The 22,995-nt window shown below is 65.6% G+C and carries 23 protein-coding genes and 1 tRNA gene; 9 read left to right on the top strand and 15 right to left on the bottom strand.

All coding sequences use genetic code 11. The annotated features are described in order from the left end of the window. The first annotated feature begins 128 nt into the window (after positions 1-128). Positions 129-1,214 carry a GTPase ObgE gene (obgE, locus tag AAG612_RS05285; protein ID WP_342507934.1) on the top strand — a complete coding sequence of 362 codons (1,086 nt, stop codon included), beginning with the start codon at positions 129-131 and terminating at the stop codon, positions 1,212-1,214. A 25-nt stretch (positions 1,215-1,239) separates the two neighbouring features. Beyond that, the gene (locus tag AAG612_RS05280) at positions 1,240-2,148 is read left to right on the top strand and encodes an NAD-dependent epimerase/dehydratase family protein (protein ID WP_342507932.1); all 909 of its coding nucleotides are present in this window, start codon (positions 1,240-1,242) and stop codon (positions 2,146-2,148) included. Here the strand turns inward: AAG612_RS05280 and AAG612_RS05275 are convergent. From AAG612_RS05275 to AAG612_RS05230, 10 genes are all read right to left on the bottom strand, one after another. After that, positions 2,145-2,732: a hypothetical protein gene (locus tag AAG612_RS05275; protein ID WP_342507930.1), complete on the bottom strand. Its 588-nt coding sequence runs from the start codon at positions 2,730-2,732 to the stop codon at positions 2,145-2,147. The two genes, AAG612_RS05280 and AAG612_RS05275, sit on opposite strands and share 4 nt — an antisense overlap. Positions 2,733-2,779: 47 nt before the next feature. Continuing rightward, positions 2,780-3,550 carry a phosphoadenylyl-sulfate reductase gene (locus AAG612_RS05270; RefSeq protein WP_342507928.1) on the bottom strand — a complete coding sequence of 257 codons (771 nt, stop codon included), beginning with the start codon at positions 3,548-3,550 and terminating at the stop codon, positions 2,780-2,782. Then, a complete protein-coding gene (locus AAG612_RS05265) occupies positions 3,547-3,987 on the bottom strand; it encodes a DUF934 domain-containing protein (protein ID WP_342507926.1) in 441 nt (146 codons plus the stop codon). The genes AAG612_RS05270 and AAG612_RS05265 overlap by 4 nt, the downstream gene beginning before the upstream one ends. A gap of 120 nt (positions 3,988-4,107) precedes the next feature. Next, positions 4,108-5,736 carry a nitrite/sulfite reductase gene (locus tag AAG612_RS05260; protein ID WP_342507924.1) on the bottom strand — a complete coding sequence of 543 codons (1,629 nt, stop codon included), beginning with the start codon at positions 5,734-5,736 and terminating at the stop codon, positions 4,108-4,110. Continuing rightward, positions 5,736-6,035 (bottom strand): DUF2849 domain-containing protein, encoded by a 300-nt coding sequence (locus AAG612_RS05255; RefSeq protein ID WP_342507922.1) that lies wholly within the window; start codon positions 6,033-6,035, stop codon positions 5,736-5,738. The genes AAG612_RS05260 and AAG612_RS05255 overlap by 1 nt, the downstream gene beginning before the upstream one ends. Further along, on the bottom strand, positions 6,032-6,790 hold the full coding sequence (gene cobA, locus AAG612_RS05250) for a uroporphyrinogen-III C-methyltransferase (RefSeq protein WP_342507920.1): 759 nt from the start codon (positions 6,788-6,790) through the stop codon (positions 6,032-6,034). The genes AAG612_RS05255 and cobA overlap by 4 nt, the downstream gene beginning before the upstream one ends. Positions 6,791-6,852: 62 nt before the next feature. After that, positions 6,853-8,022, bottom strand: a complete 1,170-nt coding sequence (locus AAG612_RS05245) for a mechanosensitive ion channel family protein (RefSeq protein ID WP_342507918.1) — start codon at positions 8,020-8,022, stop codon at positions 6,853-6,855. Continuing rightward, positions 8,022-9,230: a cystathionine beta-lyase gene (metC, locus tag AAG612_RS05240; RefSeq protein ID WP_342507916.1), complete on the bottom strand. Its 1,209-nt coding sequence runs from the start codon at positions 9,228-9,230 to the stop codon at positions 8,022-8,024. The genes AAG612_RS05245 and metC overlap by 1 nt, the downstream gene beginning before the upstream one ends. Continuing rightward, positions 9,227-10,075, bottom strand: coding sequence for a sulfurtransferase (locus AAG612_RS05235; RefSeq protein WP_342507914.1), 849 nt, complete (start codon positions 10,073-10,075; stop codon positions 9,227-9,229). Before AAG612_RS05235 ends, metC begins: the two co-directional genes overlap by 4 nt. A gap of 46 nt (positions 10,076-10,121) precedes the next feature. Beyond that, on the bottom strand, positions 10,122-11,312 hold the full coding sequence (locus AAG612_RS05230) for a hypothetical protein (protein WP_342507912.1): 1,191 nt from the start codon (positions 11,310-11,312) through the stop codon (positions 10,122-10,124). 141 nt (positions 11,313-11,453) lie between these two features. Between AAG612_RS05230 and queF the strand changes: the two genes are divergently transcribed. Then, positions 11,454-11,912: a preQ(1) synthase gene (queF, locus tag AAG612_RS05225; RefSeq protein ID WP_342507909.1), complete on the top strand. Its 459-nt coding sequence runs from the start codon at positions 11,454-11,456 to the stop codon at positions 11,910-11,912. Between the two features lie 18 nt (positions 11,913-11,930). Here the strand turns inward: queF and AAG612_RS05220 are convergent, their stop codons facing one another. Beyond that, positions 11,931-12,713, bottom strand: a complete 783-nt coding sequence (locus AAG612_RS05220) for a hypothetical protein (protein WP_342507907.1) — start codon at positions 12,711-12,713, stop codon at positions 11,931-11,933. Positions 12,714-12,926: 213 nt separating this feature from the next. On the opposite strand from AAG612_RS05220, the gene cls reads away from it, so the two are divergent. Beyond that, entirely contained in the window at positions 12,927-14,348 is a 1,422-nt protein-coding gene (cls, locus tag AAG612_RS05215) for a cardiolipin synthase (protein ID WP_342508605.1), read from the top strand. A 128-nt stretch (positions 14,349-14,476) separates the two neighbouring features. Continuing rightward, a complete protein-coding gene (locus AAG612_RS05210) occupies positions 14,477-16,102 on the top strand; it encodes an FMN-binding glutamate synthase family protein (protein ID WP_342507905.1) in 1,626 nt (541 codons plus the stop codon). A gap of 71 nt (positions 16,103-16,173) precedes the next feature. Here AAG612_RS05210 and AAG612_RS05205 read toward each other — a convergent pair. Then, positions 16,174-16,249, bottom strand: a tRNA-Thr gene (locus AAG612_RS05205). Between the two features lie 156 nt (positions 16,250-16,405). Here AAG612_RS05205 and AAG612_RS05200 point away from each other — a divergent pair. Next, positions 16,406-16,708, top strand: a complete 303-nt coding sequence (locus tag AAG612_RS05200; protein WP_342507902.1) for a TM2 domain-containing protein — start codon at positions 16,406-16,408, stop codon at positions 16,706-16,708. 2 nt (positions 16,709-16,710) lie between these two features. Here AAG612_RS05200 and AAG612_RS05195 read toward each other — a convergent pair whose 3' ends face one another. Further along, positions 16,711-17,592, bottom strand: a complete 882-nt coding sequence (locus AAG612_RS05195; protein WP_342507900.1) for a hypothetical protein — start codon at positions 17,590-17,592, stop codon at positions 16,711-16,713. Further along, complete coding sequence (locus AAG612_RS05190) at positions 17,589-18,911, bottom strand: replication-associated recombination protein A (protein ID WP_342507898.1); 1,323 nt, start codon at positions 18,909-18,911, stop codon at positions 17,589-17,591. Before AAG612_RS05190 ends, AAG612_RS05195 begins: the two co-directional genes overlap by 4 nt. A gap of 101 nt (positions 18,912-19,012) precedes the next feature. On the opposite strand from AAG612_RS05190, the gene AAG612_RS05185 reads away from it, so the two are divergent. Further along, on the top strand, positions 19,013-19,813 hold the full coding sequence (locus AAG612_RS05185) for a PadR family transcriptional regulator (RefSeq protein ID WP_342507895.1): 801 nt from the start codon (positions 19,013-19,015) through the stop codon (positions 19,811-19,813). A gap of 73 nt (positions 19,814-19,886) precedes the next feature. Further along, entirely contained in the window at positions 19,887-20,345 is a 459-nt protein-coding gene (locus AAG612_RS05180; protein WP_342507893.1) for a hypothetical protein, read from the top strand. Here the strand turns inward: AAG612_RS05180 and AAG612_RS05175 are convergent. Further along, positions 20,337-21,515, bottom strand: coding sequence for a glycosyltransferase family 4 protein (locus AAG612_RS05175; protein WP_342507891.1), 1,179 nt, complete (start codon positions 21,513-21,515; stop codon positions 20,337-20,339). The two genes, AAG612_RS05180 and AAG612_RS05175, sit on opposite strands and share 9 nt — an antisense overlap. Before the next feature lie 184 nt (positions 21,516-21,699). Between AAG612_RS05175 and AAG612_RS05170 the strand changes: the two genes are divergently transcribed. Next, positions 21,700-22,884 carry a phosphoserine transaminase gene (locus tag AAG612_RS05170; RefSeq protein ID WP_342507889.1) on the top strand — a complete coding sequence of 395 codons (1,185 nt, stop codon included), beginning with the start codon at positions 21,700-21,702 and terminating at the stop codon, positions 22,882-22,884. Positions 22,885-22,995: the final 111 nt, after the last annotated feature.

Genomic DNA, 22,995 nt, shown 5'->3' with positions numbered 1-22,995 from the left:
CTTGCCCGATACGCCCGGTCCGGTTGCGGCACCTGGCACGTGTTAACCGCCGTCCGGCGTTACCCTTGCGCGAATGCGCGCGGGCCGGTGCCTAGTAATCCCGTCCATTTCAGCTTACTTGGCGCCCAATGCATTTTCTCGATCAAGCCAAGATATTCCTCAAGTCCGGTGCGGGCGGCCCAGGGGCCGTCAGTTTCCGGCGTGAAAAATACATCCAGTATGGCGGGCCCGATGGCGGCAATGGCGGTAAGGGCGGCGACGTCGTGTTCGTCGCCGTTGCCGGGCTCAACACCCTTATCGACTTTCGGTACGCGCAGCATTTCAAGGCTTCGCGCGGCGGGCACGGCATGGGCCGCGACCGGACCGGCAAGGGTGCGGACGACCTCGTGATTGAAGTGCCCGTGGGCACGCAGGTCCTGTCCGAGGACAAGAACGAAGTCCTCGCCGATTTCACGCAGGTCGGCCAGCGCGTTACCTTCATGGAAGGCGGCATGGGCGGGCGAGGCAACGCCAGCTACAAGACCAGCACCAACCGCGCACCGCGCCAGCACCAGCCGGGTGAACCGGGCGAGGAAATGTGGGTGTGGCTGCGTTTGAAGCTGCTCGCCGACGTGGGGCTGGTCGGCCTGCCCAACGCGGGCAAATCGACCTTCATCAACCAGGTCACCAATACCCGCGCCAAGGTGGGCGACTATGCCTTCACCACGCTCGTGCCCAAGCTGGGCGTGGTGCGCCACAAGGGCCGCGACTTCGTGCTCGCAGACATCCCCGGCCTGATCGAGGGAGCGGCGGAAGGCGCCGGCATCGGCGACCGCTTCCTCGGCCATATCGAGCGGTGCCGGGTGCTGATCCACCTGATCGACATTGCGGGCGACGATCCGGCCGCCGCCATGCGCACGGTCGAGGCGGAGCTGGAGGCCTATGGCGAGGGGCTGGAAGACAAGCCGCGCATCGTCGCGCTGAACAAGCTGGATCTTGCCGACGCGGAACTGGCCGATGCCTTTTCGGATGAGCTGAAAGCGGTCGGCGCCGATGCCGTATACCCCGTGTCTGCGGCGACGGGTGCGGGCGTCGAGGCGCTGCTCGACGCAGTGCTCGGCTACCTGCCCGAACGCACCGCGCTGGAAGACGAGGCCGGCGGCGATCAGTCCGAGGAAGACGGGCCCGACGACGAAAGCAGGGGCGAGGGCGAGGCGACGTGGTCGCCGCTGTAGTGGCGACCTCTGCGGGCCTGCGCGCATGACGCTGGCGCTGACCGGTGGCACGGGCTTCGTCGGCCAGGCCGTGCTCGATCTGCTGGAAGGCAGGGGAGAGCGGGTGCGCGTGCTGGCCCGCAATGTGCCCGAGAACAAGCGCGGTTTTCGATGGGTCGACGGCAGCCTCAGCGAGCCGTTCAAGCTGGCGCATCTGGTTGCCGATGCCGAATGCGTGATCCACATCGCGGGGCTGACCCGCACGACCAACCCCGACCATTTCGAGATCGTCAACGTAACCGGCACGCTCAACGTGGTGGAAGCGGCGAAGCGCGCAGGTGCCAAACGGCTGGTCTTCGTATCCTCGCTCGCCGCGCGTGAGCCCGAACTATCCGCCTATGGCGCCTCGAAACGCCGGGCCGAAACGATCGTCGCGGCGAGCGGGCTCGACTGGACGATCGTGCGCCCGCCCGGCGTCTACGGCCCGCGCGACAGCGACTATCTGGAGATGTTCCGTGCGGCGAAGAAGGGCGTGCTGCCCGTGCCTGCGGGCGGGCGCAGCTCGATGATCCACGTGCGCGATCTCGCGCGCCTGCTGCTCGCACTGCGCGAGGGTGGGGAGGGGATCACGCACCAGGTGTTCGAACCCGACGACGGGCGCGCGCATGGCTGGACCCATACCGATCTCGCGCGCAGCATCGGAAGCGCGGTCGGCACCAATGTTCATACCATCCCGCTGCCCGCCTTCGCGCTGCACGCGGCGGCCGCGCTCGACGAGAAATTTCGCGGGCGCAATGCGCGGCTGACGAAGGATCGCGCAGGCTACCTCGCGCACAAGGACTGGACGGTGGCACCTTCGCGCGGCGTACCGACCGACATCTGGCAGCCCGAAATTCTCACTCGCGAAGGGCTGCGCGACACCGCGCAGTGGTATCGCGAAGCGGGGATGCTCTAGGCGTCCCCTTCGGGCGCCGCGCATTCGGGAGTGCCATAAGCCTCGCGGTAGGTTTTTTCCCAGCAATGATCGAAGGCCTCGAGAACGTTGAGGTTCGGCGGCCAGTCCATCTGGATGACCACGCCATCGGGGGTGGTGAAGCTGGTCTCCTCCGGCTCCGGCACGGTTTTAAGCGCTTCGATCGATCTGGCCAGGCGCTCGCGATCGCGCGTCAGGAAGGCGATACTGCCCGAAACATAGTGGTTCCAGCCGAAGTCGGCGTCTTCCTCGGGCGCGGTGTAGGTCAGGTTGAACAGCGCGATCGCCTGCTCGGTCTGCCCGGCGAAGGCGCGCATCTGGCCTTCGTGCCAGTAGAGGATGCTGCCATGCGCGCGCTTTGCGTGCCGCCATTCGCGGATTAGCTCGGCCGCGGCAGCCTCGCACCCGTCACGCTGCCCGAGCGGTCGCCAGCCGCCGTCCATATCCTGATCGAAGGCCTGTTGGTCGAGCGCGAGCATTGCGTCGAGATCGTAGGAACAATCCGGCTCGGTCGCAGGGGGTGCGGATTGCAGGAGCAGGACGAGGGGAAGGGCGGAGCTCAGCATGGCCTCAGACTAGGGCGGAGGGCCTGCGCGTCAATCGTCCTAGGCAATCAGAGGAACGGCTCCTCGCCCGGCTTGTGGATGCCGCATTCGACCTTGTCCCAGCCTTTCCACCGGCCCGAACGCGGGTCTTCGCCCGGGGCGACCTTGTGCGTGCAGGGTGCGCAGCCGATCGAGGGGAAGCCGCGCTCGACCAGCGGGTGGCGCGGCAGGGCGTGTTCTTCGAAATACCCGTCGATGCGCGCGGCATTCCAGTCGATCAGCGGGTTGATTTTGAGCCGCCCCGCGGCGTCGCTGCTATCGATCTCGAAGCGCGGCAGCTGCGCGCGGGTCGCCGCCTGGAACGCCTTGCGTCCGGTCAGCGTCGCATCGAACGAGGCGAGCGCGCGGGCCAGCGGACGCACCTTGCGCAGTTCGCAGCAGCCGTCGGGATCGTAAGACCAGCGCAAGCCGGTCTCGTCGCGCGCATTCACCTCCGCCTCGTCGGGCTCCAGAATGCGCAGATCGGTCAGCCCGAGATGCGCGACCAGATCGTCGCGATAGCGCAACGTTTCTTCGAAGTGCTTGTGCGTGTCGAGGAACAGCACCGGCGTGCCCGGGTCCACCTGCGCCGCAAGATGCAGCAGCACCGCGCTTTCCGCGCCAAAGCTGGAGACGATCGCCACCCGCCCGACCGGCTCTTGCTGCAGGATGTCGCGCAGCAATGTTGTGGCATCGCTGTCGGCATGCTGCGCGTTCAGGCGCGCAGCATCCTCGGCAGTGAAGCGCGATCCGGTGTCGATCCGGTCGATATTTCTCGAGAGGCGATGGGGCGCATTCATCCCGCGCGGCCGTGGCGCAGCGCCCAGATCGGTGTGCGCTTGTCGGCGGCGCTCTGGTACACCTCGGGGAAGCGCGCAAAGGCGGCCTCGGCATCGGCTACGTCGATCGGCGCGTCGGGTGCAAAGGCATCGAACCCGCAGCGACGCATGTAGGCGAGCTGGTCGACCAGCACATCACCCACCGCGCGCAATTCGCCCGTAAAGCCCGCCTCGCGCAGGATACGCGCGGCGGAATAGCCACGCCCGTCGGTGAAGGCGGGAAAGGCAATATCGATCCGGCGGAGCCTGTCGAGATGGGGCAGCAGTTCGCGCGTGTCCTCGCCCGGTTCGATCCGCACCGCGACCGCATTGGTCTGCCCGGGAAAGGCATCGAGCGTGACGGCAGGCTCCATGCATACCGCGTCATCCCGCAGGCGTAAGGTTGCTTGGTCTGTCATATCGCCCCCTCCTTTTCAAAGGAGGGGGTTGGGGGTGGTTCGAAGGCAGGAGCGGGGGTGCGGGCGTGGGTCGACCCCACCCCTCGATCCTCTCCCCTGAAGGGGAGGGGAGGATTTGGGTTAGCCATAGAGCGCCTCCTTGAACGGGGCCATGCCGATCCGGCGGTAGGTATCGAGGAAACGCTCTCCCTCGTCGCGTTCGCGCAGGTAGACATCGGCGGCGGTCTCGACCGCGTCGACAATGCCGTGCTCGTCGAAGCCGGGGCCGGTGATCTTGGCGAGGCTGGTATCTTCGGCCTCCGATCCGCCGAGCAGCAGCTGGTAGTTCTCGGTGCCTTTCCGGTCGACGCCGAGGATGCCGATATGGCCCGCATGATGGTGCCCGCAGGCATTGATGCAGCCCGAAATCTTGAGCTTCAGCTCGCCCAGCGCGGCTTCCTTGCCATTGGCGGCGAAGCGCTCCGAAATGCGCTGCGCGATGGGGATCGAGCGGGCATTGGCGAGGGAGCAATAGTCGAGGCCGGGGCAGGCGATGATATCGCCCATGAGGTCCGCATTGGGCGTGCCCATGCCCGCTTCGTTGAGCGCCTGCCACAGCGCGTAGAGATCGGCCTTGCTGACATGCGGCAGGACAACGTTCTGCGTGTGCATGACCCGCAGCTCATCGAAGGAATAGCGCTCCGCCAGATCGGCCAGCACGCGCATCTGCGTGTCGGTCGCGTCGCCAGGAATGCCGCCGACCGGCTTGAGGCTGACGATGGCCGAGACGTAACCGGGTGCTTTGTGCGCATGCGTATTGTGATCGAGCCAGACCGCGAAATCGGGGTCCGACCGGTCGGGCTCGGCGTCGGCCGCGTCGAAAGCCGGATCGGCGAAGAACCCCTTGATCCGCTCCAGCTCGGCCAGCGGCGGCTCGACGCCCTGGTCGAGCAGGTGCGCGAATTCCTCTTCGACCTGGCGGGTATATTCCTCCGCGCCCAGCTCGTGGACGAGGATCTTGATCCGCGCCTTGTACTTGTTGTCGCGCCGTCCGTAGCGGTTGTAGACGCGAAGGCACGCTTCCGAATAGGTCACTAGCTGGTCGAGCGGCACGAAGTCGCGGATCAGCGGTGCGATCATCGGGGTGCGGCCCATGCCACCGCCGACGTAGAACTGCGCGCCCAGCTCTCCTTCGCGCTCGACGATACGGATGCCGATATCGTGCAGCCGCATCGCCGCGCGATCCTGTTCGCTCGCTATGACGCAGATCTTGAACTTGCGCGGCAGGTACGAAAATTCGGGGTGGAAGCTGGACCACTGGCGCAGCAACTCGGCATAGGGGCGCGGATCCGCCACTTCGTCCGCCGCGGCGCCCGCGAAATGGTCGGAGCTGATGTTGCGGATGCAGTTGCCGCTGGTCTGGATCGCGTGCATCTCGACCGTTGCCAGATCGGCGAGGATATCGCCCGCGTCTTCCAGCTTGATCCAGTTGTACTGGATGTTCTGCCGCGTGGTGAAGTGGCCGTAACCACGGTCGTACTTCTCCGCGATATCGGCGAGCACGCGCATCTGGCGCCCGTTGAGCGTGCCGTAGGGAATCGCCACGCGCAGCATGTAGGCGTGCAGCTGGAGGTAGAGCCCGTTCATCAACCGCAGCGGCTTGAACTGGTCTTCGCTCAGCTTGCCCGCCAGTCGCCGTTCGCACTGGTCGCGAAACTCGGCGACGCGCGCATCGACCATCGCCTGGTCGTATTGGTCGTAGGCGTACATCAGACGACGTTCCTTATCGCGTCGGCATCATCGGGTTTAAGCGTCAAATCGGGTCTCACAGTGGGGCCGAGCGCGCGCATGCGCTCCTTGATATGGGCAGGGCGGGGGGCGCCGTCGGGGCCAGGCTCGGCCTCGACGACATAGGCGGAATTGACGCGGCGTGCGGCTTCTTCGGCAGCGATGATCGCATTGCCGGCCTGGCCAGCGTCGACCGCGTCTTCGATGTGGATCGACCAGCCGCTGCCGGTCCACCAGATGACCGCACCGGTCTTGAGGTCGTTTCCGGTGACGAGGATCATTGTGCCGCCTCCATCGCCTGTGAAGCGAGTTGTGCGTCGGTGCGCGCGGTGACCTCGCCGATCACGATCAGCGCCGGGGAAGTGACGCGCTCGTGGTCGACGAGGTCCGGCAGGCCCGCAAGGAGCCCGTGCAAGACGCGCATTTGGGGACGCGCGCCATTCTCGATAATCGCGATCGGCATATCGGGTGAGAGGCCGTCGGCCATCAGCTTGTCGGCGATGTCGCCAGCGGTCTTCACACCCATGTAGATCACCAGCGTGCGGCCTTTGCCCGCAAGGCCCGCCCAGTTCTGTTCGGAGAGGCCCTTGCACTGGCCTGCGACGAAGCTGACGATGCTGGAGGCATCGCGGTGCGTCAGCGCGATCTGCGCGGCTGCGGCAGCGCCGTTCGCGGCGGAGATGCCGGGCACGACCTCGACCGGCACGCCTGCCGCGCGCGCGGCTTCGGCTTCCTCGCCGCCGCGCCCGAAGATCAGCGGATCGCCGCCCTTCAGGCGCACGGGGGAGCGCCCGGCCCTGGCCTCGCGCACGAGCAGCGCGTTGATGTCTTCCTGCGGCAGCGTGTGCTTCGAGCGTTGCTTGGCGACAGAGATCAGCGTCGCGTCCTTGCGCGCCATGGCGAGGATGGCCGGATCGACCAGCCCGTCATGCACGATAAGCTCAGCCCGCTGGATCAGCCGCGCGGCGCGCAGCGTCAGGAGGTCGGGGTCGCCGGGGCCTGCGCCCACGAGATGGATTGTGCCGGTATCTGCCATGTCGTCCAACATGGCGGGCGGCGCGAGGCGGCGCGAACGAGAATGGGTTGGTGGCGGCCTAGCTATTCTTTAGCGGCAGGTTTCGCCTTGCTGCCGCTGCGCTTCTGCTCGAGCGCGGCGATCAGCTGGTCGAGCCCTTCGGCGCTGCGCAGGTTGATGTCGCGCTGCGGGAAGGGGATTTCCACATCGTGATCCTGGAACAGGTGCCACAGTTTCTTGAGCACCGCGCTCTTCACATTGCCGATCCCCGCTTCGGGGTCGGTGATCCACACGTGGATGATGAAATTGACGCTACTGTCGCCGTAACCGTCCAGCCACACGGTCGGCGGCGGAGATTTCAACACCCGGTCGCACGACAGCGCGGCTTCCAGCATCAGCTCTTCGGCCTTGTCGATATCGGCGTGGTAGCTCACCCCCACGGGCACCTGCATCCGCACGTTGCGGCTGGAATAGGACCAGTTCTCGACCTGATTGATCATCAGGTTCTCGTTCGGGATGAGGTATTCCTTCTGGTCGCGGGTGGTGATCGAGACCGCGCGGATGCCGATCTTGCGGATCTGGCCGAAGGTGGAAACGCCCGCCTGGTCCGCGATCGCGATCACGTCGCCCGGCTTGATCGACTTGTCCATCAGCAGGATGATCCCGGCGATCAGGTTGCCGAAGGTCTTCTGCAGGCCGAAACCGATGGCGAGGCCGAAAGCGCCGGAGAACACCGCCAGCGCGGTCAGATCGATCCCCAGCAGGTCGATCCCGATGAAGAACGCCATGCCCCAGACGACGATGGTGACGATCTTTTCCGCCAGCAGTCGCCGCGTCTGGTCGAGCTTGGTCGCGCGCGCCAACCCCATATGCGCGAGCTTGCTGCCGAAGAAGGCGAAGGCAAACACGGCGGCGACCACAGCAAGGAACACAATCCCGTCCCACACCGAAATGTGCATCGAACCGACATTGATCGCCATTCCGTCGAGCGATCCGATGACATCGCCGATCGTCTGGCTCTGTTCGCCCACCGCCTGGGCGATCTCGTCGGCCGCCTTCACGCTGTCCGTCGGGCTGGCTTCGGGGGTGGGCATGGTGCTCGCAGCCGTGGACCCGTCCGTGGGCACCGGCTGCAGGATCACCTGTTCGCCCGCCTCCAGCGGTTCGCCGGTCGGCGTGGGCGATGGGCTCGCGGTTCCTTGCGGGTTGAGCACCGCATCGGTTGCGGCATTGGGACTGAAAGCGCTGGACATCAGCTATGCTTGATCGCGGCGAAGGCGCGGTCAAGGTCCGCGATCAGGTCATCCGCATCTTCGAGCCCGATGGCGAGGCGAATGCCCAGCCGGTCTTCCTCGCGCCAGCCGGGCAACGGCCATGCGCTCGCGCTGCGAATGCGGGCCGCATCGAAGGGCAGGGCGAGGCTTTCGAACCCGCCCCAGCTGTAGCCGATGCCGAACAGTTCGAGGTGGTTCACGAAGGCGCTGCGCTGCGCATCGGTGTGACCCGAGAGCACGAAACTGAAGAGTCCGCAGCCGCCGGTGAAGTCGCGCTGCCACAACTCGTGGCCGGGCGATCCCTCGAGCATCGGGCACAGGACGTGCGCCACCTCGCTGCGCTGTTGCAGCCATTGTGCGACCTTGAGTGCGCTTGTGGACGTTTGTTGCAACCTTAGCGGCATCGTCCGCAGGCCGCGCGAAACCAGCGCCGCATCGTCGGGCGAGACGCACTGGCCGAGGCTTTGCGCGGTGTGCCGCAGCTTGGCGTAGTGCTTCTTCCCCGCGCTCGCCGCGCCCATCATCACGTCCGAATGCCCGCCTGCATGCTTGGTCAGCGCGGTGATGGATATGTCGCATCCATGCTCGAGCGCGGCGAAACCCAGCCCGGTGGCCCAGGTGTTGTCGACCAGCGTGCAGGCGCCTTTCTCGCGCGCAATGGCGGAAAGGTGAGGAATATCGGGCACTTCCATCGTCAGACTGCCGGGCGTCTCCAGCATGACGGCGGTGGTCCGGTCATCGAAAGCCGCGGCGTAGGCATCGTGGTCGGCGGGATCGAAAAAGCGCGCCTCCACGCCCCATCGCTTGAGCAGGCCTGAGGCGATGGAGCGGGTCGGCTCGTAGACATTGTCCTGCACCAGCAATACTTCGCCGGGCTCCAACACGCTCATCATCGCGCCTGCAAGCGCCGCCGTGCCGCTGGGATAGAGCATCGTGCCATCCGCTCCCGGTTCCAGCTGCGTCAGCGCCTCAGCCAGCGACCATTGGGTCGGCGCGCCCCGTCGGCCGTAGTGGAAGTGCCCGTCCTCGTTATATTTGAGGCTCTCCTGCCGCTCTTCCTCGCTGGCGTAGAGATGTGTGCTGCCGCGCCAGATCGGGGTGTTGACCACCCTGCCGGTCCATTCCTCGCGCCGCCCGGCGAGCACCGCGCGGGTGGCGGAGCGGTGATCGTCGCGTGTCTTGCTCACCGGGCCTCTCCGGTTTCCTTGGGTGTCTCGGGGTCCGCGCCCCACTCGCTCCAGCTGCCGTCGTAGAGCGCGGTCTGCGAGGCGCCTGCGAGGCGGAGCGCGAACAGGATCACCGAGGCGGTCACCCCGCTGCCGCAGCTCGCGACGATGGGCTGGTCGGTGTCAAGGCCAGCTCTTTCGGCCTGCGAACGAAGCTCTTCGGGATCGCGGAAGGTGCCGTCCTCGCGCAGCACATCGCGGAAGAAGAGGTGCCGTGCGCCGGGGATGTGCCCGCCGGGCAGATCATGCACGCTGTCCTCATCGGCCCCGGTGAAGCGCCCGGCGTTGCGTGCATCGACGACCTGTTCGGCGCGGCTCTCCAGATTGGCGAGCATCGCGGCCTTGTCGCGGATATCGGTGACGCGGACCGCGGTGGGCGGGCGTCCGACAGCAGTTGCCATCGCAGAGCCGCTTTCCAGCGGGCGGCCTTCCGCCTTCCATTTCGCCAGCCCGCCGTCGAGCACCGCAATATTGGCGAGACCTGCAAGGTCGAGCAGCAGCCACGCCCGGGCCGCGCTGCGAAGCTGCGAATCGTCGTAGAGGATGATGCGCGTCTGCGCGCCAATGCCGCGCTCGCCCAGCCAGCGCGCGATCCGGTCCCCGTCGGGCACCTTGCCGGGCAGGGCCGATGCCGGGTCGTGGAGGCCCGCCAGATCGAGGAACCGCGCGCCGGGGATATGGCCGCTCTCGAATTCAGCCCGCGCGTCGCGCTCGGCTCCGGGCAGGTGAAGCGAGGCGTCGAGCACCGCGAGATCGGGCGCACCCAGCTCGTCGGCGAGCCATTCGGTAGAAATCAGCATGTCCATGCCGAGCCGGATAGCGGCGCGGGCGGCCGCTTGTCGAGCGTGGCGCTCAGGCGACGGCGCGGGTGGTCAGCTTGTCGTAGCTGCGCGGCGGGCCGTCGAGCCGGAATGGAGTGGGGCGGGCGCCCTTCTGGGGGCTGCGCGTGCCGATCACATAGGTGAAGGCGCGCGGTTCCATATCGGCGGCGCGCACGGTCAGGCGCAGCAGCGGCACGAACACCGGCACCTGCCCCTGAAGCAGCGCGCGAACCTGGCCCAGCGGCAGGCGCAGGTCGCCGTGTAGGGTAATGCGCTGCCCGGGTTCGAGGCGGTCGAGACTATGCAGTTCGGGTAAGGCCTGCGTCGCATCGGCCAACTGTTGCGTCACCGGCACCCGGCCATGCGCGGTCGTCACGTCGCCATGCACCTGAACCTGCGTCATCGGCACGCGACCGCGATTGACCATCGTAACGCGGTACGAGATCGAGGCGTTCATCACGCTGCGGCTGAGGGTCACGGCATAGGCCTCCACCTCCAGCGATCCGGCGTCGGGCTTGGCGACGGAATTGGATCCACGGACCTCATGCCGCGGCGCACCCGCCGGGTTCACGATCTCAGCAGGCTCGTCCGGCGCGGGTTTGCGACGACGCATGACGGCGAACGCAATCGCCCCCAGCACGAGCAGCGCGGCAGCGAGGGCTCCCGCCAGCCAGAGCGGGAAGCTCGTGGCATTCGGCTGGTCTGAAACGCTGGCCGATGCGGTATCTTCGCTGCCCGAAACCTCGGGAAGGTCGAGTGCGCCGGACTCTTCCTCGATCGGGGTGACTGAGCGGTCCTGATCCGCAGGAGCCGCAGCGCGATCCTGCTCGGGCGCAGGTTCGTCCGCCACCGGCGAAGAAGCGGTATCGGGTTGCGAAAGAACCTCGCGGGTCGGGACCGAGCGTTCGCTGGCGGGCAGCGATGGACTGGGCGTGCTCGTGGCAGGCTGCGGAGCGGCAGTGCGGCTCGGCGCAGGTGTCGGCGTGGCGCGTGCCGAAGCGGTCGGGCGCGGGGTCGGCGCGGTGCGGGTCGGCTGCGGCGTGGGCGACGTGATGACGCGCGGAACGCTGGGGACTTCGCTTTCGGTATCGACAGGCCCCTGCACCTGCGGGCGCGACGTGGGGGTGGCGTCCGGATCGGGAGGCAGCGTAAAAGTGCTGGCGGGCTGCGCGGCGGCAGCGCTCGCGCACAGCAGCACAGCAAGAGGGAGTAGCAATCGCATCTGGTCGACTTACGAATTCATGCCCTTGGGGGAAGAAGGAACCTGCCTCGGCATCGGGCAGAACGGCGCTGAATAGTCGGTTAATCGCGGGCTTGCAAAGGCTCGCTTGTGCGCTGGCCACGATAAAGGCATGGACGCGGCATGAGCGACACACCTTCCCCCAAGTTTCTCGGCCAGTCGAGCGCGCTGCCCGCCTCGCCGGAAGAGGCCGTGCTCGATTACGTGCCCAATCCGCGCGAGGGCTCGCTGTATAGCGTGCGCTTTTCCGCGCCCGAGTTCACCTCGCTATGCCCCGTCACCAGCCAGCCGGACTTCGCGCATCTGGTGATCGACTATGCGCCGGGCGCCACCATCGTGGAATCGAAGAGCCTCAAGCTGTTCCTCGGCTCTTTTCGCAATCATTGCGGCTTCCACGAGGACGTGACCGTGGGCATCGGCCAGCGATTGGTCGACGAAATGAGCCCGCAATGGCTGCGCATCGGCGGCTATTGGTATCCGCGCGGCGGTATCCCGATCGATGTGTTCTGGCAGAGCGGCCCGGTGCCCGAAGGGCTGTGGGTGCCCGACCAGGGCGTGCAGAACTATCGCGGGCGCGGCTAGCCTGCGCAGCGGCAGACGCTACTTCTTCACCCGCCATTCGCGCGCATAGGTCGATTCCTCATGATACTTGCGCTGCTTTGCGTCCGCTTCTGCGGCTCGCTCGGCCTCGGTTGAAGCGCGCGAGGCGTGCTTCTTAAGCAGGCTGTCGCGGCGGATCGGGATCGCTTGCGCAATCGGCGTGCCTGCCCGCAGCACATGCTCGCCCACGGAACCGGTCCATAGGAAGGGCATGTTGACCGTCGTCTCGAACCGGTCGCAATCGACCATGCCCGCGAAGGTGGTGAAGGGCAGGTCGGGCCGGTTGATCGGCTGCATGAACAGCACCGAATAGCCTTCGGGCACCTTGATCCGCCACGGATTGACAAACTTGAGCGGCATGGCCGCTTCGAACGGTGGCTCGGGCGCGCCGATCTGGCCGGGATGATGCTGCTCTATCGGCGTGAAAGCGACATTCTGCGGCCAGCCCAGTTCGATCGACACCCGGTCTTGCGGCACGCGGAACAGGACATCATAGGGCAGCGGAATGACGAAACCGAGCGACAGGGCATCGGTCACCGGCAGGCACGCCTTGACCGTGAGACCAGGCATGCCGTGCGCGTCTTCCATCCCCATTTCGCGGTCGAGCCGCTTGAACCAGTCGGGCGCGAAACGGATCGCGCGCTCGGGCGCGGGGATGGTGCCGACCAGCGCGGGGTCGCAGATGAATTCGATTTCGGGCGCGTGCGAAGGGCCGGATGGCTCGTCATCTTCTCCGCTCCCGCCATCGCCATCTAGCCCGCAGCCGAGCGCATTTCCTGCCATCCGCCGGTCCTTCCCCAAAGCGTTGCCCAGCCCGATGTTTCGCGAGCATGCGGATCGAATGCAAGTATGCAGGCCCGCTGGCCCGCAGCGGTGCGATGCGTTTTGCGAGCGGGCGGGGCGTCTTCGCATCGACAAGCAGCGAGTCTCGGAGCAAAGGCGAAATCTCAGCTGGATGTTGGGTCTGTCGCGGACCGGGGAACGGCATTGATCAATATGAGCATCTGGTGGCTGATCCTCGCGGCGATCCATCTGGCCGTGATCCTGCGTGCGCTCCTGCTGGAAGGTCGCGGATCCGATGCGCGGGCGGCGTGGCTGCTCCTGCTGATCGCGTTGCCCGGGCTCGGAGTGATCCTGTACCTCCTGTTCGGCGAAGCATGGATTTCCAGAGGCCTTCGCGAACGTCAGCGCCGCGCCTATGAGGCGCTGCTCCCCTTTGCTCCGCGCCCGACCCAACAGGCCGATCTGCGCGGCGTTTACGGCAATGCGTTCCGCACCTTCGAGGCCGAAGCGCGTTGGCCGACCTGCACCGGCAATCAGGCGACCCTTCCACCAGACTCCGATGCCGCGATCGCGCTGCTCGTGGCCGATATCGATGCCGCGGAGCATTCGGTTCACCTGTCTTTCTATATCTGGCTCGGTGACCATAATGGCACGAAGGTGGTGCAGGCGGTCTGCCGTGCTGCGCAGCGAGGGGTCACCTGCCGGATCGCCGTCGATGCCATCGGGTCGAGAGGGTTGATCCGCTCCGACCACTGGACGGCAATGCGCGATGCCGGCGCCCAGGTTTGCAGCCTGCTCTCGGCGCCATTGGGGATGGGCTTTCTCGTCGGGCATCGCACCGATCTGCGCAATCATCGCAAGATCGCCGTCATCGATGGGCATATCGCCTATTGCGGCAGTCAGAACTGCGCCGATCCTGCATTCCTCGTCAAACGCGATTTCGCGCCTTGGGTCGATATCTTCGTCCGCTTCGAAGGGCCGGTCGCGCGCCAGACCGACATCATCTTCGCGGCCGCCTGGACCCTAGAAACGGGCGAGGATTTGCGCGAAGCGATGAGCGCGGAGCCGCCGCGGGCGTTGCCCGATGGCATCGCCGCCATCGCCTGCGGTATCGGCCCGCTCTCGCCGCGTGGCACGATGACCGACATGTTCGCGGCCGTACTGGCGGCGACGCAATCCCAAGTCACGATCACCACGCCCTATTTCGCGCCCGATCCCGAGCTGCTCGGCGCGATCGTGGCAGCCGCGCGTCGCGGGGTCGAGTTGCGCATCGTTGTCCCGCATCGCAACGACGACCGCGTCGTCGGAGCGATCAGCCGCGCCTATTACCCCGAGCTGGCGAGATCGGGCGTACGCATCTTCGAGTATTGCGGCGGCCTGTTGCATGCCAAGACGATCGTGGCCGACGGTTGTGTCGCCCTGATCGGATCGTCCAACATGGATCGCCGCAGCCTGGATCTGAATTTCGAGAACAACATCCTGCTCGAGTCCGACGAGATCGCAGGTCAGCTGGGCAGGCGACAGCAGCGCTGGCTGGAGGATGCGATCGAGATCGACCGCGATGCCGCAACCACCCGTCCGTTCGGGCGCCGCATCGTCGACAACCTGCTGACGATCATCGGTGCGCCCTTCTGAAATCTGGCGCGACCGGCGGCCGCAACGCGTGTGCAGCGAGAGGCCACGCCTCCGCGAGCGTTTGCGATTCTTTACTTACGAGGACTCTGGTCGCAATGCGCGAGCCAGACCGACAAGAAGGATAGCGAATGCTGATGCGAGGATTGTTCGCGGACAGGGGCTTGGAACGAAATCTGGGTTTCTGGGTCCCGCTCATCCTCGTCATAGCGATTGCCGCACTCGGGCACTGGGTTGCCGAGCAGTTCTACTGGGCTCTCGTGGTCGTCGCGCCGCTGCTGCTGATCGCGCTGTGGGACATGATCCAGCCGACCCACTCGCTGCGGCGCAACTATCCGCTCACCGCCCGCTTTCGCTGGCTGTTCGAGGATCTGCGACCCTTCCTGCGCAGCTATATCGTCGAAGGCCCGTTGGAGGGCCGCCCTTTCGACCGCGTTTCCCGATCCCTCGTCTATGCCCGCTCCAAGAACCAGGAAGACGCGCAGCCCTTCGGCACCGAGCTGGACGTCTATTCCGACGAGTACGAGGCGCTGTGCCATTCGATCAATCCGAACCCCAAGGCGCCCAAGCGCACGCGGGTGCATGTCGGCACGCACCAGTGCAGCAAGCCGTATGACGCCGCCCGCCTGAACATCAGCGCGATGAGTTTCGGCGCGCTCGGCAATCACGCGATCGAGGCGCTGAACATGGGCGCCAAGATCGGCGACTTCTATCACGATACGGGCGAGGGCGGGCTGTCGCCCTATCACCTCAAGCATGGCGGCGACGTCGTGTGGGAACTGGGCTCGGGCTATTTCGGCGCGCGCGACAAGGACGGCAATTTCGACCCCGACAGCTTCCGCGACAAGGCGCAGCACGATTCCGTCAAGATGACCGAGATCAAGCTGAGCCAGGGCGCGAAGCCGGGTCATGGCGGGCTGCTGCCAGCGGCCAAGGTGACGAAGGAAATCGCGGAAACGCGGCAGGTTCCGGCTGATGAAGATTGCCTCTCGCCGCCGGGGCACTCGGCCTTTTCGACCCCGCGCGAGATGCTGGAATTCGCGGCCAAGATGCGCGAGCTTTCGGGCGGCAAGCCGGTCGGCATCAAGCTGTGCGTGGGCCAGCCGCACGAGGTGTTCGCGATTTGCAAGGCGATGCTCGACAGCGGCATCACGCTCGACTTCATCGTCGTCGATGGCGGCGGCGGCGGCACGGGTGCGGCGCCGCTGGAATTGTCCGACCACGTCGGGCTGCCGCTGCGTATAGGTCTCTACTACGTCAACAACGCGCTGATCGGGACGGGGCTGAAAGACACAATCAAGCTCGCCGCCTCGGAAAAGGTGTTTTCCGGATCGTCCATCGCGATGAATGCCGCGCTGGGCGCGAACTGGTGCAACGCCGCGCGCGCCTTCATGTTCTCGCTGGGCTGCGTGCAATCGCTGCGGTGCCATACCGGCACCTGCCCCACAGGGGTCGCGACCAGCTCGCCGGCTCGCCAGCGCGGCCTCGTGATCCCGGAAAAAGCCCAGCGCGTGGCCAATTTCCAGTCCAAGACGCTCGACAGTCTGCACGACATCGTGGTCGCCTGCGGGCTTGAATCGCCCGACGAATTCACGCCGCGCCACCTGCGGCAGTGGAAGAACAATGCCGAGATGATCCCGTGGTCGCAGATCGTGCACGAGGTCGAGCCCGGCAAGTTGCTGCACGAGCCCGACGATACCGCCTTCGCCGAGTACTGGCGGATGGCCGATCCCGATACGTTCAAGCCGACCCTGTGATCGCGCTGGAGGCAACGGCGAGCCACTAGCATCTCAGCCGGCTGAAGGGCGCGCGAAAAACCAGGAAGTGATGGTGCCGGTTGCAGGAATCGAACCCGCGACCTTCGGTTTACAAAACCGCTGCTCTACCAGCTGAGCTAAACCGGCCCGTTCAAGGTCACGCGCCTTGCGGCAAAACCGCGCGCGCGTCCACCCTCGAATGCATCATGCGAAACAAGCCGCGAGGCACCGCCTGCGGCCCGGTTTTCTTTGTAAAATACGCCCCGATCTGGTACAATTCCAGTGGTAAACAAGGAAAAGACATTGGACCAGAATCTTCGCACCCAACTGCAATATGATGCACAGAAGAAGTCGATCGCCGCGGCCTATATTCTGTGGCTGTTTCTGGGCACCTTCGGGGCGCACCGCTTCTATCTGGGTCATATCGGCAGCGGTGCGATCCAGCTGACCTTGCTGTTGCTCGGTTGGGTGCCGTTTTTCCTTGGCTGGTTCATTCTGGGCATCTGGTGGCTGATCGACGCATTCCTGATCCCGGCCCAGACCGAGCGGCGCAATCTCGAGACGCTCGAACGGCTCGGTAGCCACCTTCCCGCCGTTCCCGCCTGATGTTAACGCGCGCCGAAGGTCCAGCCTTCGGTGCGGGCGAGGGCGCACGTCAGGCTGCGCGGGCTCCACAGGCTTGCATCGCCGCAGACCCGGCGCAGCCAGGCGGCGGTCAGCAGAGCATCGGCGCTGTGATCGTCGATCGGGCCAGAGCCCGTAACGGGCGCGGATAGCAGCGCACTGAGCCCTTCGTTCAGCAACGCATGGTCCCTGATCTTGCGCCCGCGATGGGCCGGGAGGGCCTGGAGCGAGGCGAGCGCGGTGTAAATTTCCACCAGCACCGATCCCTCGCGCGGCAGATCGTCGACCGGCCAAACGGGCAACGCGCCGTCCAGCCGGTGAAGCACCCGCATGCCGGTAAGGCTCGATTTGCCGACCTGCGCCGCGCCGACGAGGTTGAAGTTGGACACCGGGCGACAGCCCATTGCGCGCTGTGCCAGTTCGGCGACCCGGAAGCGCCCTTCGCGGGTCGGTGCATCGGGCGCGTGGAAGCGGTCGCCCTCCTGCTCGCCCCGATGGCGGAAATAGCGGGCAAGCTCGTCATGGCGCAGCGCGCCGCCCGCTTCCAGATGCGGATCTTCTGCGCTCAATTCGTCGACCAGCGCCCACAGCGATTTCGCATCTGGCGGGGATTTATCCCAGCCTGGAAAGAACGCTCCGCAATCGGCGAAGGGCAGCGAAATGCCCAGATCCATCCCGACCAGCGTATCGCGCGGCAGATCGTCGCGCAGGAACGCGAGGACTTCGGTGCGGCTCCACGGTTTCTCGCGCTGCAGAAGGCGCGGCGGGCCGTCGCGCAGCTCGGCCATGGCCAGCGCGATGCCCTTGTGCCGCTCGCCGCGCGCGCCCGACCAGTCGATCGCGAGGAAGTGGGAGAAGCGGCTCAATCGCGCCCTTTGCGCCGCGCGGCCCAGAACTCCATCCGCTCCGCGACGCGCTTTTCGAAGCCGCGACCGGTGGGCTGATAGAAGCCCTGCGGCTCCATCTCGTCGGGCCAGTAATTGTCGCCCGAGAACGCATCCTCCGCCGAATGATCGTAGGAATAGCCTTCGCCGTAGCCGATGTTCTTCATCAGCTTCGTCGGCGCGTTGAGGATGTTCTTGGGTGGGCTCAGGCTGCCCGTCTCCTTCGCGCTTCGCCACGCAGATTTCTGCGCCATATAGGCCGCGTTCGATTTGGGCGCGGTGGCGAGGTAGAGGCACGCCTGCACCAGCGCGAGCTCGCCTTCGGGGCTGCCGAGAAATTCGTAGGCATCGCGCGCGGCGATGCACTGGCTGAGCGCGGCCGGATCGGCCATGCCGATATCCTCCACCGCCATGCGCACCAGCCGCCGGGCGAGATAGCGCGGCTCCTCGCCCGCAGTCAGCATCCGCGCGAGGTAATAGAGCGCGGCATCCGGGTCGCTCCCGCGCACCGCCTTGTGCAGCGCGGAGATGAGGTTGTAGTGCCCGTCGCGATCCTTGTCGTACACCGCCACGCGGCGCTGCAGGAAGCTGCCGAGCCCAGCGGGATCGAGCGGCTCGCTCAGCCCCGCATTATACAGCGTTTCAGCCTGGTTGAGCAGGAAGCGCCCGTCGCCATCGGCACTCGCGATCAGCGCGGCGCGCGCATCGTCGGTTAGGGGGAGGGGACGTTCGAGCTCTTCGGCGCGGGCCAGCAGTTCGCCCAGCGCCTCGTGCCCCAATCGCTCGAGGATCAGCACCTGCGCGCGGCTGAGCAGCGCGGCGTTGAGGGCGAAGCTGGGGTTCTCGGTCGTCGCGCCGACCAGCGTGACCGTGCCGCGTTCGACGAAAGGCAGGAAGCCATCCTGCTGCGCTCGGTTGAAGCGGTGAATCTCGTCCACGAACAGCAGCGTCTTCTGGCCCGCCTTGGCGGCAGTCTCCGCCTCGGCGAAGGCCCTCTTGAGGTCGGCCACCCCGCTGAACACCGCGCTCACCGCAGCATAGCGCATGCCCACGCTATCGGCGAGCAGGCGCGCGATGGTGGTCTTGCCGGTGCCCGGCGGTCCCCACAGGATCATGCTGGACAGGCGGCCGGCGGCAACCATTCGCCCGATGCTGCCCTCAGGCCCGGTCAGATGCTCCTGCCCGACAACTTCGGAAAGGGTGCGCGGGCGCAGCCGGTCGGCCAGCGGCGCATCCTCGCGCGGCTCGGCGGGGGTGGTGGAGGAGGGCTTGGGAGCCTCGTTTTCGAACAGATCGGCCATTGGTCGGCTGACATAGGCGCTTGATCGGGAAATTGCAGCGGGCACTTGTCGCGGTCCGGCCAAGATATATCTTAGCTATATCATAAGTGAGGAGCGCGCAGATGAGCGACAAATACGAAAACGAAGGCGGAGAGCCGACCGAAGGCCGGATTTCCGACCAACCCGAAGGTGAGGATTTCGACGAGGATATTGAGGTGGAGATCGACGAAGATTACAACCGGAACGGCAAGCGCGATCGCGATTCCTTCACCGTCGACAGCATTTTCGGGCCCGAGGGCGTTTTCGGCCTAGAAGGTCCTTTCGGTCGCAACGGCCCGTTCGGTCCCGGTGGCCCGTTCGGCAAGAGCGGCCCCTTCGGCGGCGCAACCATGGGGCGCGGAAACTGGAAGATGGGTGGCACGCACGACGCAGGCCCGCCTCATCGCCAGCAGCACCGCCGCCGCAAGCGCATGTTCGGGCCTGGCGAGCTGCGCCTGGTACTGCTCGCGCTGATCGCGGGCGAGCGCAGGCATGGCTACGAACTGATCAAGGAGATCGAGGATCTGACCGGCGGCGACTATGCGCCCAGCCCGGGCGTAATCTACCCCACGCTCTCGCTGCTCGAGGACGAGGGGCTGATCGCACCGGTCGAGGGCGGCGAGACCCGCAAAGCGTTTCGGGCGACCGATGCAGGCATGGAAGAGCTGGAAGCGCGCAGTGGCGAAGTCGCCCGCCTCATGCAACGGCTCGGTAAACAGGCGGAGCGCACGAAACCCACGGGTTCGCCCGATCTGCTGCGCGCGCTCGGCAACCTGGCCACGGTCATCACAAACCGCGCGGCCAACGGGCAGTTCAGCGGCGCGAGCAAGGACAAGGTCGTCGACCTGATCGACGAGCTGGCGCGCAAGATCGAACGCCTCTGATCGTCCCTGACTTGCGACCCGGGCGGGTGCGTGTAGTCTCGCGCCCGGGTCGTTTTGTGGGGGGAGGATCATTATGGACGAGCATCTGACTGCGCGCACCCCGTGGCACCTGTGGGTCATCGGCGTCGTTTCGCTTCTGTGGCACCTCGGCGGCGCGAACGATTATTTCCAAACGCAGACAGGCAATATTGAATACCTCGCCCAAGCGGGCGAAATGATGGGCGTGACCGCGCAAACCGTGGTGCAGTATTTCGAAAGCCGGTCGATCCTGTTCCACGCGGCATGGGCCATCGGCATCTGGGGTGCCGTGCTCGGCTCGGTCCTGCTGTTGCTGCGGACGCGCTTTGCGCTCTACGCTTTCATCCTGAGCTTTATTGGCACCGTCGTGTCTTTCGCGATGCAGTACAGCGATCCGATGCCGGGAGTGGAAATGACGGGTTTCCAGCTTGGCATGACCATGGCGATCTTCGTCATCGAACTGCTGCTGATTTTCTACGCGCGGGCGATGAAAAACAGGGGCGTGTTACGCTGACCTTTCCGCCTGCGGTCCGCCTTTTGCTTTCTGGGCATTGGCGAGCCGCAGGTAGGTATCGACCATCGAGGCATTGATCGCCTCCCACGTGTAGGGCTGGCTGCGTTCCAGCCCCGCTGCGCCGTGGCGGGCCCGCAGATCGGCGTCGATGCAATAGGGCGCCAGCGCGTCGGCGAAGGCGGTCACATTGCCCGGCTCGACCAGCACGCCGGTTTCGCCGTCGGCCACCAGGCTGGAACTGCCGGTGGCATTGGCCGCGACCACGGGGATCGCGCAGGCCATATGCTCGAGCGTGACATTACCGAATGTCTCGGTGATCGAGGGGTTGAGGAAAATGTCGCTGCTGGCGACCGCACGGCCCAGATCTGCGCCTTCCTGCAGGCCGACGAAAATGCCACCGGGCAGCGCCTTTTCGAACCAGCTGCGGGCCGGGCCGTCGCCGATCACCACGACTCTGTGCGGCACCTGCCGCCTGCGCAGTTCGATGATCGCATCGGCGAAGATGTCGAGGCCCTTTTCCATCACCAGCCGCCCGAGGAACGAGATCACCACCTCGTCGTCGGCGATGCCCTGTTCGCGTCGCCAAGCCATGTCGCGCGCGCCGGGGTGGAAAATGCTGCGGTCGATGCCGCGCGTGTAGATGCCGATATCATCGTTCATGCGTTGCGACCTGAGCACGTCGACCATGCCTTCGGATGGCGCGACCAGCGCGTCGCACTTGCGGTACATCCTGCGCAGCCACGCCTCGACCGCAGGCTCGAGGAAGCCGAGTTTGTAATAGCGCGGATAGGTCTCGAACCGGGTGTGAACCGAACCCAGCACCGGCACATCATGCGCGCGCGCCCAGTCGACCGCCTGCCTGCTGGCACGGTCCGGGCTGGCGACATGGACCAGATTGGGGCGGAAATCCTCGAACGTCTCCTTCGCCTTGCCAAACAGGCCAAGCGGCACGCGGTATTCGGAGCGGCCCGGAATAGCGATCGAAGGCAGCGAGATGACCTCGCCTACAGCATCGACCTGCGGGTTCTCCACCGTCGGAGCGAAGATGCGCACCGCGCCGCCTTTTTCGAGCACATAGCCGACAAGCCGATTGAGGGCCTGTGTCGGGCCATCGCGGACCATGTCGTAATTGCCGCTGACCAGGGCGACGCGCAGATCGGTAACGTCCATGGCGCCTGCCTTTAAGGCTTGGTGCGCGAATTGGCGAGGGGGCGTCCGCAGCGGCCCGACCGATTGCAACGCCACCCTGTCGACAGAATGGTGTTTCGCATTGACTCCTGTCTGCGCAACTTTATTGCCGCCGACGGGCCACGCGGTCCCAACGCCGCGCGAGCTCTCTGCAAGGAGAGAATACATGACTGATAAACCCCATCAGGGCGCGCCTGCGCGCCCGTCGAAGCCGACGCTCAAGCCTGAGCGTCCTTTCTTTTCGTCCGGTCCGACCGCCAAGTTTCCCGGCTGGTCGCTCGACAAACTCCAAACCGAATCGCTGGGCCGTTCGCACCGTTCTTCGGTCGGCAAGGCGCGCCTGAAATACGCGATCGACCTCACCAAAGAACTGCTCGGCGTGCCCGACGATTATCTCGTCGGCATCATGCCGGGCTCGGACACAGGCGCGCTCGAATGCGCGATGTGGACCATGCTGGGCGCCGGCCCGGCCACGGTCGCGGCGTGGGAAAGCTTCGGCAATGTGTGGATTCAGGATGCGGTGAAGCAGCTCAAGCTGCCCGACTTGCAGGTGCTCGACGCGCCCTATGGCGAAATTCCCGATCTGAGCGCGATTCCACAGGAAAACGATGTCGTTTTCACCTGGAACGGCACCACCAGCGGCGCGAAGATCGCGAACACCGACTGGTTGGAGCCGGGCCGCAAGGGGATCACGATCAACGACGCGACCAGCGCCATCTTCGCGCAGGAGATGGACTGGGCCAAGCTCGATGCGACGACCTTCAGCTGGCAGAAGGTGATGGGCTCCGAAGCGCAGCACGGCATGCTGATCCTTTCGCCCAAGGCGGTCGAGCGGATCGAAAGCTACGATCCCGAATGGCCGCTGCCCAAGCTGTTCCGCCTCAAGAAGGGCGACAAGCTCAACACCGGCATCTTCGAGGGCGCGACGATCAACACGCCTTCGATGCTGGCGACCGAGGATTACATCGCCGCGCTCGAATGGGCGAAGTCGATCGGCGGGCTGCCTGCGATGATCGAACGCGCCAACGCGAATGCCAAGGTCCTGACCGACTGGATCGAGGCGACGCCGTTCGTGCGCAACATGGTCGACGATCCGGCCAAGCGGACCAATACCGGTGTGTGCTTCGTCTTCCAGGGCGAGTGGTTCGACAGTCTGCCTGAAGAAGAGCAGGCCGCAGTGCCCGGCAAGATCTACAAGATGCTGGAAGCCGAAGGCGTCGGCTACGACTTCAATGGCTACCGCGACGCTCCGCCGTCCCTGCGCATCTGGTGTGGCGGCACGGTCGAGAGCGAAGATATCGCGCGCCTGCTGCCGTGGATCGAGTGGGCCTTTGCCGAGCTGCAGAAGTAGGCCGGTTCCTTTTTGCAATACCGTCACCCTGAAACTGTTTCAGGGTCCAGTTCTCCATCATCGCGCCTTCGTTCGAGAAGGCTCGGTGGATGCTGAAACAAGTTCAGCATG

It is taken from the genome of Citromicrobium bathyomarinum, assembly GCF_038594605.1.
GTDB classification, from domain to species: Bacteria; Pseudomonadota; Alphaproteobacteria; order Sphingomonadales; family Sphingomonadaceae; genus Alteriqipengyuania; species Alteriqipengyuania bathyomarina_B.
This window is presented reverse-complemented; position numbering and strand designations above follow the sequence as displayed.